Raw genomic sequence first — 16,534 nt, forward strand, 5'->3', positions numbered from 1 at the left:
ACTGACCCGACCGGCGCGAGCCGGCCGGTCAGGGGGCGCGCAGGACGAGGATGGCGAGGTCGTCGGCGCTCGGCTCGGGCGCGAAGTCCTGCACGGCGCGGCGGATGCGTTCGGCGACGGCGCGGGCGGACAGGTCGGCGCACTCCGCCAGCAGCCTGGCGAGGCCGCCATCGTCGTCCAGCAGCCGGTCGCCCGACCGCCGCTCGGTGACCCCGTCGGTCACGCCGAGCAGCACGTCACCGGGGGTGAGCCGCAGCTCGTCCTCCTGGAACCTCGCCTCGGGGAACACCCCGAGCAGCGACTGCGGCGAGGCCACGACCTCGACGTCGCCGTTCGGCCGCAACCGCATCGCCTCCGGGTGCCCGGCGGAGACGAGCCTGATGTCGAGTCCTTCGGGCACGACGTTGATCTGGCCGTGCAGCAGCGTCAGGAAGCGGGCCCGCTCCCCCTCCTCCAGGATGGCCTGGTTGAGGCGGCCCACGACGGCGGCCACGCCGTACCCCTCGCGGGCGAGCAGCCGGAGCGTGTGCCGGGCCAGCCCGGTCACGGCGGCGGCCTCGGGGCCGGTGCCGCAGACGTCGCCGATCGCGAAGCGCCAGACGCCCTGGGCGACCGGGAACAGGTCGTAGAAGTCGCCGCCGACCTCGTTGGTCTCCCCGGCCGGCTCGTAGATCACGTGGAAGTCGAGGCCGGGCGTGTCCGGCTCGTCGGGCGGCAGCAGGCTGCGCTGGAGCGCCCGGTTGGCCGCCGCCTGCTGCGCGTACAGGCGGGCGTTGTCGAGCGCCAGCGCCGCGCGACGGCCGAGGTCCTCGGCGATCTGCATCGCCTCGTCGGGAAAGTGGTCGCGCCGGCCCAGGCACATCACGCCGAGCCGCCGCCCGCGCGCGGTCAGCGGGTACGCCAGCGCCTGCCACTCACCCAGCGGCAGCACGGCGGGCCCGTCGTCGGCCGGCAGCGCGACGTCCTCCAGTTCGTCGCGCATGGCGTCGATCTGCGTCTCGTCCGCGTGCCACAGGTACGCGGGGCGCAGGTCGCCCGAGCCGTCCTGCGCGGTGTAGACGGCGCACCAGCTGGCCAGGCGCGGCACCACGATCTGCGCGATGATCGCCGGCACCATCTCGGGGTTGAGCGTGCCCGCGAGCAGGTCGCTCGCGTCCGCCAGGAAGCCGAGCCAGCCCGGGCCGTGCGCGGCCTCCAGCAGCCACTCGTCGCTCTGCACCGGCTCACCGCCGGGCAGGTCGAGCCGGGCCCACCGGGTGCGCAGGGCCGAGGTGAACGTCACACCCCAGGTCACGGCCTCGGCCTGCGGCCCGAAGTCCGAGCCGTCCGTCTTCTCCCGCACCTCCACCTGGATGCTCTCCCCGTTGTGCAGCCAGGCGACCTCGAAGGGCCCTCCCGACGCCTCCGCGACGAGTTCGCCCACCAGCCGCTCGGCTTCCGGGCACACGGACAGGGCCGCCCACGCCGTCATCACTTCACGCGTGAACCGCTTAGCGTCGGGTACGGCCGTCTCGCCCGGAGTGAAGGACGCGGCGAGAACGGCACGAGGGGAAACAGCCACCGCCTTCTTGCTTACCACACTTCGGGCTGACGCCGGGTCAGGCAAGGGGGCCCCGCACTCCACGGAACGTGACAGACTGGCATGGAGTCCACGGCTGGACAAGGCCGTATCGGCCGCTGCCTTGGTCGCGTCAGCCCCGATCGGGGTAAAGGAGGCTAGATGTCGCCCGCCAACGTCGAACTGGCCGGGACCGAACGGACCTACACCGAATCCGATCTCGTTCCCTTTCTCGAAACCCTCATCACCTGGCGGGACGGCGACTTCCGCCGGCGCGTCTCCCACGCCCCGGCGGGGATCCTCAGCGAGATCCGGCTGCTGCTCAACGAGGTGGCGGACCGGCGTGAGCACCTGGCCAACGAGCTGGCCCGGGTGCGCCGCGAGGTCGTCAAGGAGGGCCGGTTCACCGAGCGGCTGAGCCCGGGACCGGGCGTGGGCGCGTGGGCGGAGAGCGTGGGCTCGGTCAACGACCTGATCGACGCGATCGTCACCCCGGTCAGCGGCGCCGCCGACGTCATCGACGCCGTGGCCAAGGGCGACCTGTCCCGCCGGATCGACGTGGACCGCGCGGCCCGGGGCGAGGTGCGGCGGCTCGGCAAGGCCATCAACGGCATGGTCGACCAGCTCTCGCTGTTCACCTCGGAGGTGACGCGGGTCACCCGCGACCTCGGCACCGAGGGCAGGCTGGGCGGCCGGGCGAACCTGCGCGGCATGTCGGGAAGCTGGCGCGACCTCACCGAGGCCGTCAACACGATGTCCGACCGCGTCTCCGCGCAGGTGCGCGACATCGCCGAGGTGACGACCGCGGTGGCCAGGGGCGACCTGAGCCGCAAGGTCACCGTCGACGCCGTCGGCGAGATGCTGGAGCTCAAGCACACCGTCAACACGATGGTCGACCAGCTCTCGGCGTTCGCCGAGGAGGTGACCCGGGTCGCCCGCGAGGTCGGCACCGAGGGCAAGCTGGGCGGCCAGGCGCAGGTGCGCGGCGTCTCCGGGACGTGGAAGGACCTCACCGACAACGTCAACTTCATGGCGAACAACCTGACCTCGCAGGTCCGGCAGATCGCCGTGGTGTCCACCGCCGTCGCGAAGGGCGACCTGTCCAGGAAGATCACCGTGGACGCCCAGGGCGAGATCCTGGAGCTCAAGGAGACCCTCAACACGATGGTCGACCAGCTCTCGGCGTTCGCCGACGAGGTGACCCGGGTCGCCCGCGAGGTCGGCACCGAGGGCAAGCTGGGCGGCCGCGCCGAGGTGAAGGGCGTGTCGGGCGTCTGGAAGGACCTCACCGACAACGTCAACTCGATGGCCAGGAACCTCACCTACCAGGTGCGCAACATCGCCCAGGTGACCACGGCCGTCGCCAACGGCGACTTCACCCGCAAGATCGACGTCGACGCCCAGGGCGAGATGCTCGAACTCAAGAGCACCATGAACACCATGGTCGACCAGCTCTCGTCCTTCGCCTCCGAGGTGACCCGCGTCGCCCGCGAGGTCGGCACCGAGGGACGCCTCGGCGGCCAGGCGCAGGTGCGCGGCGTGTCGGGCAACTGGAAGGACCTCACCGACAACGTCAACTTCATGGCGAACAACCTGACGTCCCAGATCCGTCAGATCGCCGTCGTGTCCACCGCCGTCGCCCAGGGCAACCTGTCCAAGAAGATCACCGTGGACGCCCAGGGCGAGATCCTGGAGCTCAAGGACACGATGAACACGATGGTCGACCAGCTCTCGGCGTTCGCCGCTGAGGTCACCCGGGTCGCCCGCGAGGTCGGCACCGAGGGGCGCCTCGGCGGCCAGGCCCGGGTGCCGGGCGTCTCAGGCGTCTGGAAGGACCTCACCGACAACGTCAACTCGATGGCCAACAACTTCACCTACCAGGTGCGCAACATCGCCCAGGTGACCACGGCCGTCGCCAACGGCGACCTGACCCGCAAGATCGACGTGGACGCCCAAGGCGAGATCCTGCAGCTCAAGAGCACCATGAACACCATGGTCGACCAGCTGTCGTCCTTCGCCTCCGAGGTGACCCGCGTCGCCCGCGAGGTGGGCTCGGAGGGCCAGCTCGGCGGCCAGGCCCGCGTCGAGGGCGTCGAGGGCACCTGGAAGCGGCTCACCGAGAGCGTGAACGAACTGGCCGGCAACCTCACCACGCAGGTGCGCGCCATCGCCGAGGTGACCAGCGCCGTCGCCAGGGGCGACCTCACCCGGTCGATCACGGTGGAGGCCCCGGGCGAGCTGGCCCAGCTCAAGGACAACATCAACACGATGGTGTCCACCCTGCGCCAGACCACCAAGACCAACCAGGAGCAGGACTGGCTCAAGTCCAACCTGGCCCGGATCTCCCGCCTCATGCAGGGCCACCGCGACCTCATGGAGGTCGCGCGGCTCATCATGAGCGAGCTCACCCCGCTCGTGTCGGCCGGCCACGGCGCCTGCTACCTGTACGACGGCGGCCGGCTCAACCTCATCGCCGGGTACGGCATCCAGCCGGGGTCGTCCCCCAAGCCGTGCTTCGAGCTGGGCGAGGGGATCATCGGCCAGGCCGCGCTGGAGGCCAAGCAGATCATCCTGGAGAACGTGCCGGCCGACTCGATCACGATCGAGACCGGGCTCAGCCGGTCGCACCCGGCGCAGATCGTCGTGCTGCCGATCCTGTTCGAGAACAAGGTGCTCGGCGTCCTGGAGATGGCCTCGTTCACCCAGTTCAGCCAGGTGCACGTGGCGTTCCTCACCCAGCTCGTCGAGACCATCGGCGTCACCATCAACACGATCATGGCGAACTCCCGGACCGAGGCGCTGCTGACCGAGTCGCAGCGGCTCGCGATCGAGCTGCAGGAGCGCTCGGACGAGCTGCAGCGCCAGCAGGAGGAGCTGCGCCGGTCCAACGCCGAGCTGGAGGACAAGGCGGCGCTGCTGGCCAAGCAGAACCGGGCCATCGAGATCCAGAACTTCCAGATCGAGCAGGCCCGGCGGACGCTGGAGGAGCGCGCCGAGCAGCTCGCGGTGTCGTCCCGCTACAAGTCCGAGTTCCTCGCGAACATGTCCCACGAGCTGCGCACCCCGCTGAACAGCCTGCTCGTGCTCGCCAAGCTGCTCACGGAGAACGCCGAGGGCAACCTGACGCCGCAGCAGGTCGAGTTCGCCCGGACCATCCACGACGCCGGCTCGGCGCTGCTCCAGCTCATCAACGACATCCTCGACCTGTCCAAGGTCGAGGCGGGCCGCATGGACATCCACCCGCAGGCCATGTCGCTGGCCGCGCTGGTCGAGTACATGGAGGCCACGTTCGCCCCGCTCGCGCGGGACAAGGGGCTCTCCTTCACCGTCGACGTCGATCCCTCGGTGCCCGGCGACGTCAGCAGCGACGAGCAGCGCCTGCAGCAGGTCCTGCGCAACCTGCTCTCCAACGCCGTGAAGTTCACCCACCAGGGCGAAGTCAGGCTGGAGGTGACCCGCGCGCCCGGGGACGTGCCGTACGTGGACGAGAAGCTGCAGGGCGCGCAGGAGATGCTCGCCTTCAAGGTCGTCGACACCGGCATCGGCATCGCCCCGGACAAGCTCGAAGTGATTTTCGAGCAGTTCCGGCAGGCCGACGGCACGACCAGCCGCAAGTACGGCGGCACCGGCCTCGGCCTGTCGATCTGCCGGGAGATCGCCCGCCTCCTCGGCGGCGAGATCCACGTCCAGAGCACGCCCGGGGCGGGCAGCACCTTCACGCTCTATCTGCCGCCGAGCTACTCCGGGCCGCTCGCCGCGTCCGACGGTGGTGCGATCACCTCGCTGGCGGCCTCGGACGGGCACGAGGTGGACGTGCCCGAGCTGCACATCAAGGAGATCCTCCCGGAGATCCCGCTCCCGACCGACCCGCCCATGGCGCAGCTCGCGCCGATCCCCGACGGCCACGTCCACGACTGGCAGGGCGACGACCCGCTGTCCGGAGCGAAGATCCTCATCGTGGACGACGACATCCGCAACGTCTTCGCGCTGACCAGCGTGCTGGAGCGGCACGGCTCGACCGTCGTCTACGCCGAGAACGGCCGCGAGGGCATCGAACAGCTCGAACGCAACGAGGACGTGGCACTCGTCCTGATGGACATCATGATGCCCGAGATGGACGGCTGGGCGACGACCTCGGCGATCAGGAAGATGCCGCAGTTCGCCGATCTCCCGATCATCGCGCTGACGGCGAAGGTCATGCGGGGAGACCGGGAGAAGAGCATCGCGTCGGGCGCGTCCGACTACGTGCCGAAGCCGGTCGACGTGGACCGGCTGCTCGAACGGCTGCGCGGATGGCTCATGCGCGGGCGGAACGTGGGCACAGAACGGACGAGGGGTGTGCCGGCCCCCGAGCCCCGCGACTCCCAGGAGGCATGATCGATGCCCGACCGCGCCAGGGTCCTGCTGGTCGACGACCGCGAGGAGAACCTGATCGCCCTTGAGGCGATCCTGAGTTCGCTGGACGTCGTGCCCATACGGGCCCGCTCCGGCGAGGAGGCGCTGAAGGCTCTCCTGTCGACCGACTTCGCCCTCATCCTGCTCGACGTGCGCATGCCCGGCATGGACGGCTTCGAGACGGCCGCGCACATCAAGCGGAGAGAGCGCACCAGGAACATCCCGATCATCTTCCTGACCGTGGTCGACAGCGCACCCGACTACGCCTTCCGCGGGTACGCCGCCGGAGCGGTCGACTACCTCACCAAGCCGTTCGATCCCTGGGTGCTGCGCGCGAAGGTCTCCGTGTTCGTGGAGCTGTACGCCATGAACCGGCGGCTCACCGAACAGGCGGCGCTGCTGCGCGAGCGGCTGGCCGGTGAACTGCCGGGAGGCCGCGACACCGACCTGACGTCCGTCCTGGCCGAACTGGCCAAGCGGCTCGCCGCCGTGGAGGACGACCTGCGCCGCGTGCGGGAACAGGCCGGCAGGTCGGACGACTCACCACTGAACGGCGCCATCTCCGACCTCGGTGAGCGGGTCGCCCACCTCCGGGCCGGCTTCGACGCCCTCACCTGACGGCGAGCCGCCCCTCTCGCCCCGCCGGACCGTCACCCCGCCGGGTTGAGTCTCCCGTAGGGGGAGACGGAAGGCTGGAGGCATGGACGGCGACACGACGTGGTCGATCGGCGAACTGGCGGCGCGAACCGGGCTGACGGTCAAGGCGATCCGCTTCTACTCCGACCGCGGGATCGTGCCGCCCGCCGACCGCAGCCCGGCCGGCTACCGCCGTTACGACGCCGACGCCGTGGCCCGCCTGGACCTCGTACGCACGCTGCGCGACCTGGGGATCGACCTTCCCACGATCAGGAGGGTCCTGGACCGGGACGCCACGCTGGCCGAGGTCGCGGCGGCGCACGCCGAGGCGCTGGCGGCGCAGATCCGGGTGCTGCGGCTGCGGCACGCGGTGGCGCTGGCGGTGGCCAGGCGCGGCTCCACCCCTGAGGAGATGGATCTGATGCACAGACTCGCCAGGCTCACCGAAGACGAACGGCGGCGGCTGATCGACGACTTCCTCGACGCCGCCTTCGGTGAACTGGACACCGACCTGACCGGGATCAGGCGGACGATGACCCCCGAACTCCCCGACGACCCCGAACCCGAGCAGGTCGAGGCCTGGGTCGAACTGGCCGAGCTGTCCGGCGACCCCGCTTTCCGGGCCGCGCTCAGGCGCATCGCCGAGCAGCATGTGGCCGACCGCGCACCCGCCGTCCCACGTCCGGACACCACCGCACGTCCGGACACCACCGCACGTCCGGACACCACCGCACGTCCGGACACCACCGCACGTCCGGACATCGCCCCGCTTCCCGACACCGCCCCACGTCCGGACGCCGTCGCGATCGTCCGCGACCAGGTCGCCCCCGCGCTGGCGACGGGCGTCGATCCCGCCTCGCCCGGCGCCGAACCGTACCTCGCCGCGGTCACCGCACGATATGCCGCGAGCCTGCGCCGCCCGGACGACGCGACCCTGCGTCGCCGGTTGCTCACGCTGCTGGAGACCGCGAACGACCCGCGCCGCCAGACCTACTCCCGGCTGCTCGCGGTGGTCAACGGCTGGCCGCCGCCGGACGACCTGACGCCCGCTCTCACCTGGTTCGCCGAGGCCCTGCGCACCCGGATGCCGGACTGAGCCCGGCGGGGGTCAGCGGCGAGGGTTAGCGGCGGGCCCGCTCCAGGGCGTCCCAGAAGCCGCGCCGCAGCGCGTGCCGGACCTCGTCGTGGAGGAGGAAGTCGATCGGGAGCGACGACCCCTGCAGAAGCCTGGCCTCCAGGTCGGACGGCATGCGGGGCTTCCGGGCGAGCACCGCCTCCAGCCAGAGCGCGGGAGCGTCCCTGGCCACGGACTCGCCGAAGTCGTGTCCCTCCTTGTGCGCGGCCTGCACCGCCTCGGCCAGCGTGGTGGTGCCCCCGGGCTGCATCGGCACCGGCGCGGGCTGCGGACCCGTGTACGGCCCGAGCTGGGAGGGCGGGTAACCGACGGGCCCGGAGGCGTACTGGCTGTTCAGCGGGGTCGTCGGCGGCGCCTGACCCGCGGGCGGCGCGGGCGGAGCCGGCAACGGCATGGACGGAGGCGGCATGGACGGGGACGGCGGAGCCGGACGCTGCTGCGGCTGGCCCGGCGACTGCTGGGGCTCCGGCGGATAGCCGTTGTAGGCAGGAGGGGACGGCTGCGCCGGAAGCACCGGACGGGCGTGCCCGGAGGATCGGCCGCCGCCGTGGGCACCGGAGCCATGCGCGCCCGAGCTGTGGGTTCCCGAACTGTGCGCTTCCGAACTGTGCGTTTCCGAGCCCTGCGCGCCCGGACCATGAGCACCGGAACCATGGGCACCGGACCCCTGAGCCCCGGAACCATGTACCCCAGAACCATGTGCCCCGGTCCCATGGGCACCGGAACCGAACGCACCCGCGCCCTGGGCGCCGGAATCCTGCGCACCGGACCCGAGGCCGCCCGACGAGTGATCGCCGGACGGGTAACCCCCCGACGTGTGGCCGCCCGGCCCCGCGGTGCCGGACGCGTGCGCACCGGACCCCTGGGCGCCGGACCCGGACGCGTGGCTGCCGGACGAGTGAGCGCCCGTACTGTGGGCCCCGCCGCCGAGCGACCCGCCCAGCGAAGATCCGCCCAGCGACGACCCGCCCAGCGACGATCCTCCAGGCGACGCCGGACCGAGCGATCCCGAATCGCGCGAACCGGCACCGTGCGAACCGGTGCCGTGCGAACCGGCACTGTGGGACCCGGAGCCGTGTGCCCCGGAGCCGTGGGAGCCGCCGCTCTGTGGCAGCCCGTCGGATGCCGGCGTGCCAGATGCCGGAAGACCCGGCGTCGCAGTGTCCGGCGACGAGGTGCCCGGCGTCGAGGCGCCGTGTGCGCCCGAACTCCGTGAGCCGGAGCCGTACGAGGCGTTGTCGTGCCCGCCGGAGGCGGGAAGGCCGGGGGTGTGCGAGCCGAGGATGTAGCCGGCCTGTGACTGCGAACCGTACTGCTGCGAACCCTGCGGGTGGGAGCCGTTGGCGTGGGCGACGACGCCGTTGCCGTGGTGCTGGCCGTTGCCCGCTGTGAGCTGGTGCTGCCCGTTGCCGGTGTTGAGGCTCGTGTCCACCGCGGTCGACAGGGTGACGTACGACCGCAGGTGCGCGCCCGCGATCTCCACGAGGTCGTCGCACTCCTGGCGCAGGGTGCGCGCGGCGGACCAGGCGCCGTCCGCGGCCAGTTGCATGACGGTCACCCTGACGCCCAGATCCTGCGCGTCGCTCACCACCTGGGTGAGGTCCTCGTCACCGCTGACCACGACCGCGTCGCAGACGGCGTTGTTGCGGGCCAGGGTCATCAGGTCCCGGTGGACCTGGGCGTCCACGCCCTCCCGGCGGCCCGGACGGATGCGCCCGAGGCGGAGCTTGAGACCGGGGATGTCGGCCAGCACGTCGTGCTCGGGCGTCCGGCGGCCCTCGACGGTCGCCTCGTACCAGTAACAGCGCAGCAACGGCAGGCCGGTGCGCTCTCGCGACAGGTTCGTCAGGAACCGCAACAGCCCCGGATAGTCCCAGGAGACTGCCTCGCGATGGCGGGTCCCATGGACGGCCATCGCGCCGTCCGCCAGCAGGTAGCCGGCGTCAACGAACAGCGCGCAGCGATCCACGCGACACCGCCCTTCCTTACGTGGCTCTCTCAGGGTAGTCAAAGCGTGTGTTCCCGCGAGGGTGATTCCCGGCGATTCAACCCTCGCCCCCAGGTGGGAGATCGGGACGTCCGCGGCCCCTGGAATCGGAAGCGTTCACGCCGACCGTACCAGTTTGTCCAGGTATTACCTGCCACTCATTCGTTATCGGTCGCCTTCGGAAAAAGCTCCCCTCGAGGAGGCGGAATATGTCAGGACCACGTCCTCGCGCTCACGACCGCGACCCCGAAGAAGGCCGGCTCCCGCCTGGTCGCGAGACGCAGCGTGGGGCGGCGTCCCAGCAGCGTGTGGAGGGAGTCCACCGCGACACCGCCGGTGGCTCCGGTGGCCCCCGTGGAGAGGACACCCGCCTCCCCCCGGTCCTCGCCACGACCCCGGCCGCCGGTGGTGGCGAGCCCGGCCCTGACCCCCTCGGCGTTCCACACCATCAGGTCGATCCGTGCCGGGGCGCCGCCGGGGGCCAGGCCGTCGAGCGGGATCCGCAGCGCCTCCTCCTCGGTCCCCACGACGGCCGCGGCGTCCAGCACCACCACCCGCGTGTACGGCTGCCGCTCGTCCACGGCCAGCATCACCAGGCCCCACGCGGCGTGCCGGACCGTCCCCGTACGCGCCGGGGCCGCCCCGGCGACCCACCAGCGGCCCCCGCCCGCGGCCCGGACCAGGGACGTGACGTCGGCGAACGCCTGGTAACCGGGACCCGTGGGCAGGTTCCGCCGCGCGATCTCGGCCGCGCGCACGGTGACGTACGCCGGGCTGCCCGGCGCACGCACCCGGACGTCCCCGGCGGGCTGCGCCCGCCTGCCGTCCGCCGACCAGTAGAGCCCGGCCCACAGCACCCGGCCGGCCCCGGGCAGAGCGAGATCGGCGCAACTCGAAGTCGGCGTCGAGTCGTCCGCGTCGAGGTCGACGGGCACGCTGACGCCCGGGCCACGACCGGGAGCGGTGGAGGCGGCGGTGCCCACGAGCGTGTTGCCGACGACCCGCGTGACCAGACGGCCGTCCGCGGCGAACCGGGCCGCCACACCCGACCCACGTACTCCCGCCGTCGATCGGGCGGCGGCCTCCGTCCGCCCCGAGCGGACCCGGACCGTGAACGCCCTTCCCGTGGGCGCGTCCGCGGCCACGGCCACCTTCAGGAAGATCGCGGTCACCTCCCCGGCCGCCAGCGGCCCTCGGGCGCAGCGCACGACCCGGCCCTCCGCCGTGCAGGTCCAGCCGTCCCCCGTGCCGGCGTCCCCCTTCTCGCGCCCGTCCCGATGCCCGCCTCGATGCCCGCCGGAAGCCGCGTACCGGCTCCGGGCCACGAACCTGACTCCCGGCGGGAGCGTCACGGTCGCGACGACCTCGTCCTTCCCTTCCCGGCTCTCCCCCTCCGTGGCTGCGCGGCCCGCGTCGCGCAGCCGTACGGCGACGAGCCCCGGCTGCCCGCGCAGCAGGGCGCCGAGCGGGTCGACGGCGACGACCGGCCCGGCCTCCCCGCTCCTCTCGGCGCGGCTCACCGTGCCGGGGTGCGGGGTCCGCGCCGCGTGCCGCCTCCCGGTCGTCCCGTCGCCGCCGGGCCGGGTGCTCCGTCCGGCGTGCTCCGCGTGATCCCGGACGCCGGCGCGGGCCTGCCCGGGAACCCGCTGACGCACCTCCTGGCGGGTGGGGAACTGCTGGTGGGCCTGCCGGCGGCCCTGGTCGCGGTCCGTTTCGTACGGAACCGTGGGAACCCGCCGGCGCACCCGCTGCCGTTCCGGGGCCGAGACGCGGCCCTCCTGCGCCGTACCCCCCTGTGCGACGCCCTCCTGAGCCGGGGCGTGCCCCGCGTTCACCCGGACATCGGAGGAGTGACGGGGAGCCGGAGGCCACCCGGTGTGCCCTCGGCTGTCATGGTGCGGCGGGACCGGGTCGTCCGGCCGGGCCGGCTCCGGCATCGCGGCCGTCCCGGCCGGTGTCGCGGGGCCGACCGGCTCGCCCGTCCGGCCCGGTGATCCCGAGACGCTCACCGGAAGCACGCCCGTCGGCTCGGCGACGAGCAGGAAGGCCGCCGTCGCCAGGCCGGCCACGGCGATGCCTCCCAGCACCGCGCGGTAGGAGGCCGGCACGCTCTGCACGAGGGCCGGCAGCCGCAGGATGGGCGCCCGCACCCGGTCACCGGCGGCCCCGAGCACCGCGACCGCGCCCGTCCAGACGCTTCGCACGAAAGCCCGGGCCCTGTCGTACGCGGCCCGCAGCACGGCCAGAGGGCTGTCGTCCATTCGGACGCCCGCCCGGACGCCCGCTCTGAAGTCCCCGCCGGACGCCTGGTCGTGCCGCGTGTGCGCGGCGAGGTCCGCGAGGTAGTCGTCCACGGCCGGCCCCGCGACGAGCTGGCCGACGACGTCCCGCAGCCCCTGCGTGAGGTCCACCATCTCCAGGAAGACCGACCGGCAGTCGATGCACTCGGCGACGTGCCCGTCGACCTCGGCGGCCTCCTGCTTCGGCAGGCCGTTCTCCAGGTACCGCAGGATCGTGATGAGAACCGGCCGGCACTCCTCGCGCGGACCGCCGTCCAGGCGCAGCCGCACGTACGCCTCCCGCAGCGCGCGGCGGGCCCTCCCGGTGAGCTCGACGGTCGCCCTTCCCGAGAGCCCGAGCAGCGGGCCCGCCTCCGCCGGGTCGGCGCCCTCGACCTCCACATGCCACAGCACCATGCGCCAGCGCTCCGGCAGCGAGAGATAGGCGCGGGCGAGCGGCGCGCGTTCGAGCCCCTTCAGCTCGGGGTCCACGTAGAGGGAGTCGCCGTCGGCCAGGTCGACCACCCCGGCGGCGGCGTACCGGCGCAGCGACGCCAGCAGATAGGGGCGGAAGGCGGAGGCGGGGCCGCCGCCGCGCCGCACCAGTTCCAGCACCCTCGCGAAGATCTCGACGAGGAGGTTCTCGACCGCCTCCTCACTCTGCGTGAGCTGCCGGGCCAGGGACCGGGCGGCCGTGGAGTGACGCCGGTAGAGCGTTCCGTACGCCGCCGTGTCGCCTCCCCGGACGGCTTCGAGCAGCTCCACGTCGGTAAGCCGGACTTGTCTACGCATTGCGACCTCGCGATTACGATGAGTTGCATCGCCAATCATTCCGCAGTCCGCGTCCTGGCTAAACCGCAGCCACGTCTTTACTCTGCGTAGTCATCGGCCTCTGCGAAGCGTCCCGCCGGGCCGGCCGTACGCTGAGGCCCATGAGTGACCGCGAGAAGCTGCTGGACGAGATCAAGAACAAGGGCATCGTGCACGGGCGGGTCGTGCTGTCCTCGGGCAAGGAGGCCGACTGGTACGTCGACCTGCGCCGCATCACCCTCGACGGCGTGGCGGCGCCACTGGTGGGCCGCGTCATGCTGGACCTCACCGAGGATCTCGGCTACGAGGCGGTCGGCGGCCTGACGCTGGGCGCGGACCCCGTGGCGACGGCGATGCTGCACGCGGCGGCCGCCCGGGGCCGCGCGCTCGACGCGTTCGTCGTCCGCAAGGCAGGCAAGGCCCACGGCCTGCAGCGCAGGATCGAGGGCCCCGACGTCGCCGGACGCCGGGTGCTCGCGGTGGAGGACACCACCACCACCGGCGGGTCGGTGCTGACCGCCGTGGAGGCGCTGCGCGAGGCGGGCGCGCAGGTCGTGGGCATCGCGACGATCGTGCACCGGGGCGGCGACGAGGCGCTGGCGGCGACCGGGGTGCCCTACCGCTCCGCCTACACGCTCACTGACCTGGGGATCGCCGCACACTGAACGCCTGCCGCTCGCCGGGCGGCCCGGGGGACCTGGCGGCTCCGTTCGTGAACACCTCGACCGTGCTCGCGTCGTCCAGGACGACGTCGAGTTCGGGGTCGAAGTAGGACGCCTGCTCGCCCCGGGCCAGGTCCCGGTCGACCAGCACGTCGCCGCCCGGCACCCGGACGAACACCGGGCACCGGTCGGCCTGGCACACCACCCGTACGGTGGGCACGCTGGGCGGGGACGTCGCCGCGGAGGGCCGGGCCGCCGGAGACGAGGACGCGACGGCCGCGGGGTCCCCGGACTGCCCTGATCCGAACGTCGAGAACAGCGCCCTGCCGCCGATCACGATCACGGCGAGCAGCAGCACGACCGCCAGGCCGACGAGTGCCAGCCTCGCGATTCCGAGGGGATCAGACCTGTGGCGTCCCACAATCCGGAGAGTAGCGGCTGTGCGGGAGGTTCAGTGCTGACCTGTCGCTTGTCATCAGGCATTCATCGCCGGGCCCGCGTCAGACGCCGGGGTGGTTCCGCTGCTCCACGCCGGCGTGGTGGCGGCCCTTCGGCACGACGACGGCGGCCCGGCGGCTCTTCATCACTTCACGCACGATGGGGATGATCGACAGGACGATGACGACGAATACGCCGGGAAGGATGTACTTGTCGATGCCCTCGACCTTGCTGCCGAGGAAATAGCCGAGCAGCAGCAGCGCCTCGACCCAGACGACGCCGCCGACGACGTTCCAGACGAAGAACCGGCGCGCGTCCATCTCCAGGACGCCGGCCACGGGATTCATGAAGGTGCGGACGATCGGCATGAACCGCGCGACGACCACGGCCTTCGCCGGGCCGAACTTCTCGAAGTAGTGCTCCGCCTTCTCGACGTGTTCTCTCTTGAACAGCCGGGAATCCGGCTTGTCGAACATCCTCCGGCCGACCTTCGCGCCCAGGAAGTGGCCCAGCTGCGCCCCCGCGATCGCGGCCAGCGGCGCGCCGATCAGCAGGGCCGGCAGTGACAGCGGCGCGATCCCGAACCCCTGGGCGGCCGCGACGGTACTGAAAATTCCAGCGGTCACGAGCAGCGAGTCACCGGGCAGGAAGAACCCGACGAGCAGCCCCGTCTCCGCGAACACGATGGCGATGACACCGATCGTGGCGAAGGCGCCGAGCATTCCCAGCCACCACTTCGGGTCAAGAAGGTCCAAGAGCACGTCCACGGCCCGAGCCTACCTGTCCGGGATGAGATGAGACTGAGAAGAGACAACGGCTGTGGAAAACCCGGGTCGCGCAATGACCGCGGCTTTCGGCGGCCTCCACCCGGCCCGGCTTTCCGGATCGGCCCGGCCTTCGGGATACTGGCCACGCCGCATACCGTCAGAAGGAGATGACTTCGCATGCCTATCGCGACTCCAGAGGTCTACGCCGAGATGTTCGACCGCGCCAAAGCGGGCGGTTTCGCGTACCCGGCGATCAACGTGACCTCGTCGCAGACCCTGCACGCCGCGCTGCGCGGCTTCGCGGAGGCGGAGAGCGACGGGATCATCCAGGTGTCGACCGGAGGGGCTGAGTTCCTTTCCGGCACCACCGTGAAGGACATGGTCACCGGGTCGGTGGCGTTCGCCGAGTTCGCCCGTGTGGTGGCCGAGAAGTACCCGGTGACGGTCGGTCTGCACACCGACCACTGCCCGAAGGACAAGCTGGGCTCTTTCGTCCGCCCGCTGCTGGAGATCTCCGCCGAGCGCGTCGCGCGCGGCCAGGACCCGCTGTTCCAGTCGCACATGTGGGACGGCTCCGCCGTGCCGCTTGACGAGAACCTCCAGATCGCCAGCGAACTGCTGGACAAGACCGCCGCCGCCAAGGTGATCCTCGAGATCGAGATCGGCGTCGTCGGCGGCGAGGAGGACGGCGTCGTCGGCGAGATCAACGAGAAGCTCTACACGACGCCGGAGGACGCGCTGGCCGTCGCCGAGACCCTCGGCCTGGGCGAGCGGGGCCGCTACATCGTGGCCGCCACCTTCGGCAACGTGCACGGCGTCTACAAGCCGGGCCACGTGAAGCTCCGCCCGAGCGTGCTCAAGGAGATCCAGGAGGCCGTCGGCGCGAAGTACGGCAAGGAGAAGCCCTTCGCCCTCGTCTTCCACGGCGGCTCCGGCTCGGCCATGGAGGAGATCCACGAGTCGATCTCGTACGGCGTGGTGAAGATGAACATCGACACCGACACGCAGTACGCCTTCACCCGTCCGATCGTGGACCACGTGTTCCGCAACTACGACGGCGTGCTGAAGATCGACGGCGAGGTCGGCAACAAGAAGGCCTACGACCCGCGCGCGTACGGCAAGCTGGCCGAGGCCGGCATGGCGCAGCGCATCGTCGAGGCCTGCCAGCACCTCAAGTCCGCGGGCACCAAGCTCAAGTAGCGGGCGGACCGGCGGGAACTGAAGATCATTCTCGTATCGATCTTCCGTTCCCGCCGGCCGGACCATACCCCTCGGGCTGTTCGGCAGGTAAGACTGTGCTCATGGAAACGCACGAGAACCTCCTCGCCGGCCCGCCGCCCACCCTGCTGCCCGACAACGCCGAAGCGCGGCAGATGCTCGAGTCGGGCGCCAAGGCGGCCGACGTGGCCGCGCGCTTCCCCGCCTACTCCGCGGCCTGGGGCGCGCTCGCCGACGACTACTTCGCCTCCGGCCACGCCGTCACCTCGTACGCGTTCGCCCGGACGGGCTACCACCGGGGCCTCGACCAGCTTCGCCGCGCGGGCTGGAAGGGCCACGGCCCGATCCCGTGGGAGCACGAGCCGAACCAGGGGTTCCTGCGCTGCCTGAACGCCCTGGCCCGGGCCGCCCACGCGATCGGCGAGAAGGACGAGGCCGAGCGCTGCGCCCAGTTCCTGCGCGACAGCAGCACGGCCGCCGCGGAGGCGCTCGCCACGGCCTCCTGACGGCCCGGGAACGACGACTCGGGTACGACGGCCCGGGAACACAGCGGCACGCGAGGGCCGGCGAGGCTCCGTCTCGCGAGTTAAGACGCCGTTCACCGACGGCGCGGCCCTCGGGTAGTCTCTGTGTGCAAGAGGCCCCTGCC

Annotated in this window: 11 protein-coding genes; 6 read left to right on the top strand and 5 right to left on the bottom strand. The window is 71.8% G+C overall.

What is annotated here, in order from left to right; all coding sequences use genetic code 11:
- Positions 1 to 28: 28 nt before the first annotated feature.
- Positions 29 to 1,561, bottom strand: a complete 1,533-nt coding sequence (locus FED44_RS02125) for a PP2C family protein-serine/threonine phosphatase (protein ID WP_244301664.1) — start codon at positions 1,559 to 1,561, stop codon at positions 29 to 31.
- Positions 1,562 to 1,720: 159 nt separating this feature from the next.
- On the opposite strand from FED44_RS02125, the gene FED44_RS02130 reads away from it, so the two are divergent.
- The 3 genes from FED44_RS02130 to FED44_RS02140 all read left to right on the top strand — a co-directional run bounded on the left by FED44_RS02130 (position 1,721) and on the right by FED44_RS02140 (position 7,685).
- Positions 1,721 to 5,935 (top strand): HAMP domain-containing protein, encoded by a 4,215-nt coding sequence (locus tag FED44_RS02130; RefSeq protein WP_138459548.1) that lies wholly within the window; start codon positions 1,721 to 1,723, stop codon positions 5,933 to 5,935.
- 3 nt (positions 5,936 to 5,938) lie between these two features.
- Positions 5,939 to 6,571 (top strand): response regulator, encoded by a 633-nt coding sequence (locus FED44_RS02135; protein WP_138459549.1) that lies wholly within the window; start codon positions 5,939 to 5,941, stop codon positions 6,569 to 6,571.
- 82 nt (positions 6,572 to 6,653) lie between these two features.
- Positions 6,654 to 7,685, top strand: coding sequence for a MerR family transcriptional regulator (locus FED44_RS02140; RefSeq protein ID WP_138459550.1), 1,032 nt, complete (start codon positions 6,654 to 6,656; stop codon positions 7,683 to 7,685).
- Between the two features lie 25 nt (positions 7,686 to 7,710).
- Here FED44_RS02140 and FED44_RS37960 read toward each other — a convergent pair whose 3' ends face one another.
- Both FED44_RS37960 and FED44_RS02155 read right to left on the bottom strand, forming a co-directional pair.
- On the bottom strand, positions 7,711 to 9,693 hold the full coding sequence (locus FED44_RS37960; RefSeq protein WP_262367108.1) for an NYN domain-containing protein: 1,983 nt from the start codon (positions 9,691 to 9,693) through the stop codon (positions 7,711 to 7,713).
- Positions 9,694 to 9,923: 230 nt separating this feature from the next.
- Positions 9,924 to 12,755, bottom strand: coding sequence for a hypothetical protein (locus FED44_RS02155; RefSeq protein ID WP_167521361.1), 2,832 nt, complete (start codon positions 12,753 to 12,755; stop codon positions 9,924 to 9,926).
- A gap of 167 nt (positions 12,756 to 12,922) precedes the next feature.
- Between FED44_RS02155 and FED44_RS02160 the strand changes: the two genes are divergently transcribed.
- Positions 12,923 to 13,465, top strand: coding sequence for an orotate phosphoribosyltransferase (locus FED44_RS02160; protein WP_111700374.1), 543 nt, complete (start codon positions 12,923 to 12,925; stop codon positions 13,463 to 13,465).
- On the opposite strand, the gene FED44_RS02165 is transcribed toward FED44_RS02160, so the two are convergent.
- Positions 13,437 to 13,883, bottom strand: coding sequence for a hypothetical protein (locus FED44_RS02165; RefSeq protein ID WP_138459552.1), 447 nt, complete (start codon positions 13,881 to 13,883; stop codon positions 13,437 to 13,439). The two genes, FED44_RS02160 and FED44_RS02165, sit on opposite strands and share 29 nt — an antisense overlap.
- A 79-nt stretch (positions 13,884 to 13,962) precedes the next feature.
- On the bottom strand, positions 13,963 to 14,667 hold the full coding sequence (locus tag FED44_RS02170; protein WP_244301665.1) for a DedA family protein: 705 nt from the start codon (positions 14,665 to 14,667) through the stop codon (positions 13,963 to 13,965).
- 177 nt (positions 14,668 to 14,844) lie between these two features.
- Between FED44_RS02170 and fbaA the strand changes: the two genes are divergently transcribed.
- Positions 14,845 to 15,867: a class II fructose-bisphosphate aldolase gene (gene fbaA, locus FED44_RS02175; protein WP_111700371.1), complete on the top strand. Its 1,023-nt coding sequence runs from the start codon at positions 14,845 to 14,847 to the stop codon at positions 15,865 to 15,867.
- A 101-nt stretch (positions 15,868 to 15,968) separates the two neighbouring features.
- Positions 15,969 to 16,391, top strand: coding sequence for a DUF3151 domain-containing protein (locus FED44_RS02180; protein ID WP_111700370.1), 423 nt, complete (start codon positions 15,969 to 15,971; stop codon positions 16,389 to 16,391).
- Positions 16,392 to 16,534: the final 143 nt, after the last annotated feature.

Source organism: Microbispora triticiradicis, assembly GCF_005864065.1.
Lineage (GTDB): Bacteria > Actinomycetota > Actinomycetes > Streptosporangiales > Streptosporangiaceae > Microbispora > Microbispora triticiradicis.

Excerpts from the sequence above, each read along its gene's own strand:
- FED44_RS02130 (WP_138459548.1), top strand. The coding sequence starts at position 1,721 with ATGTCGCCCGCCAACGTCGAACTGGCCGGGACCGAACGGACCTACACC.
- fbaA (WP_111700371.1), top strand. The coding sequence starts at position 14,845 with ATGCCTATCGCGACTCCAGAGGTCTACGCCGAGATGTTCGACCGCGCC.
- FED44_RS02135 (WP_138459549.1), top strand. The coding sequence starts at position 5,939 with ATGCCCGACCGCGCCAGGGTCCTGCTGGTCGACGACCGCGAGGAGAAC.
- FED44_RS02180 (WP_111700370.1), top strand. The coding sequence starts at position 15,969 with ATGGAAACGCACGAGAACCTCCTCGCCGGCCCGCCGCCCACCCTGCTG.
- FED44_RS02160 (WP_111700374.1), top strand. The coding sequence starts at position 12,923 with ATGAGTGACCGCGAGAAGCTGCTGGACGAGATCAAGAACAAGGGCATC.
- FED44_RS02140 (WP_138459550.1), top strand. The coding sequence starts at position 6,654 with ATGGACGGCGACACGACGTGGTCGATCGGCGAACTGGCGGCGCGAACC.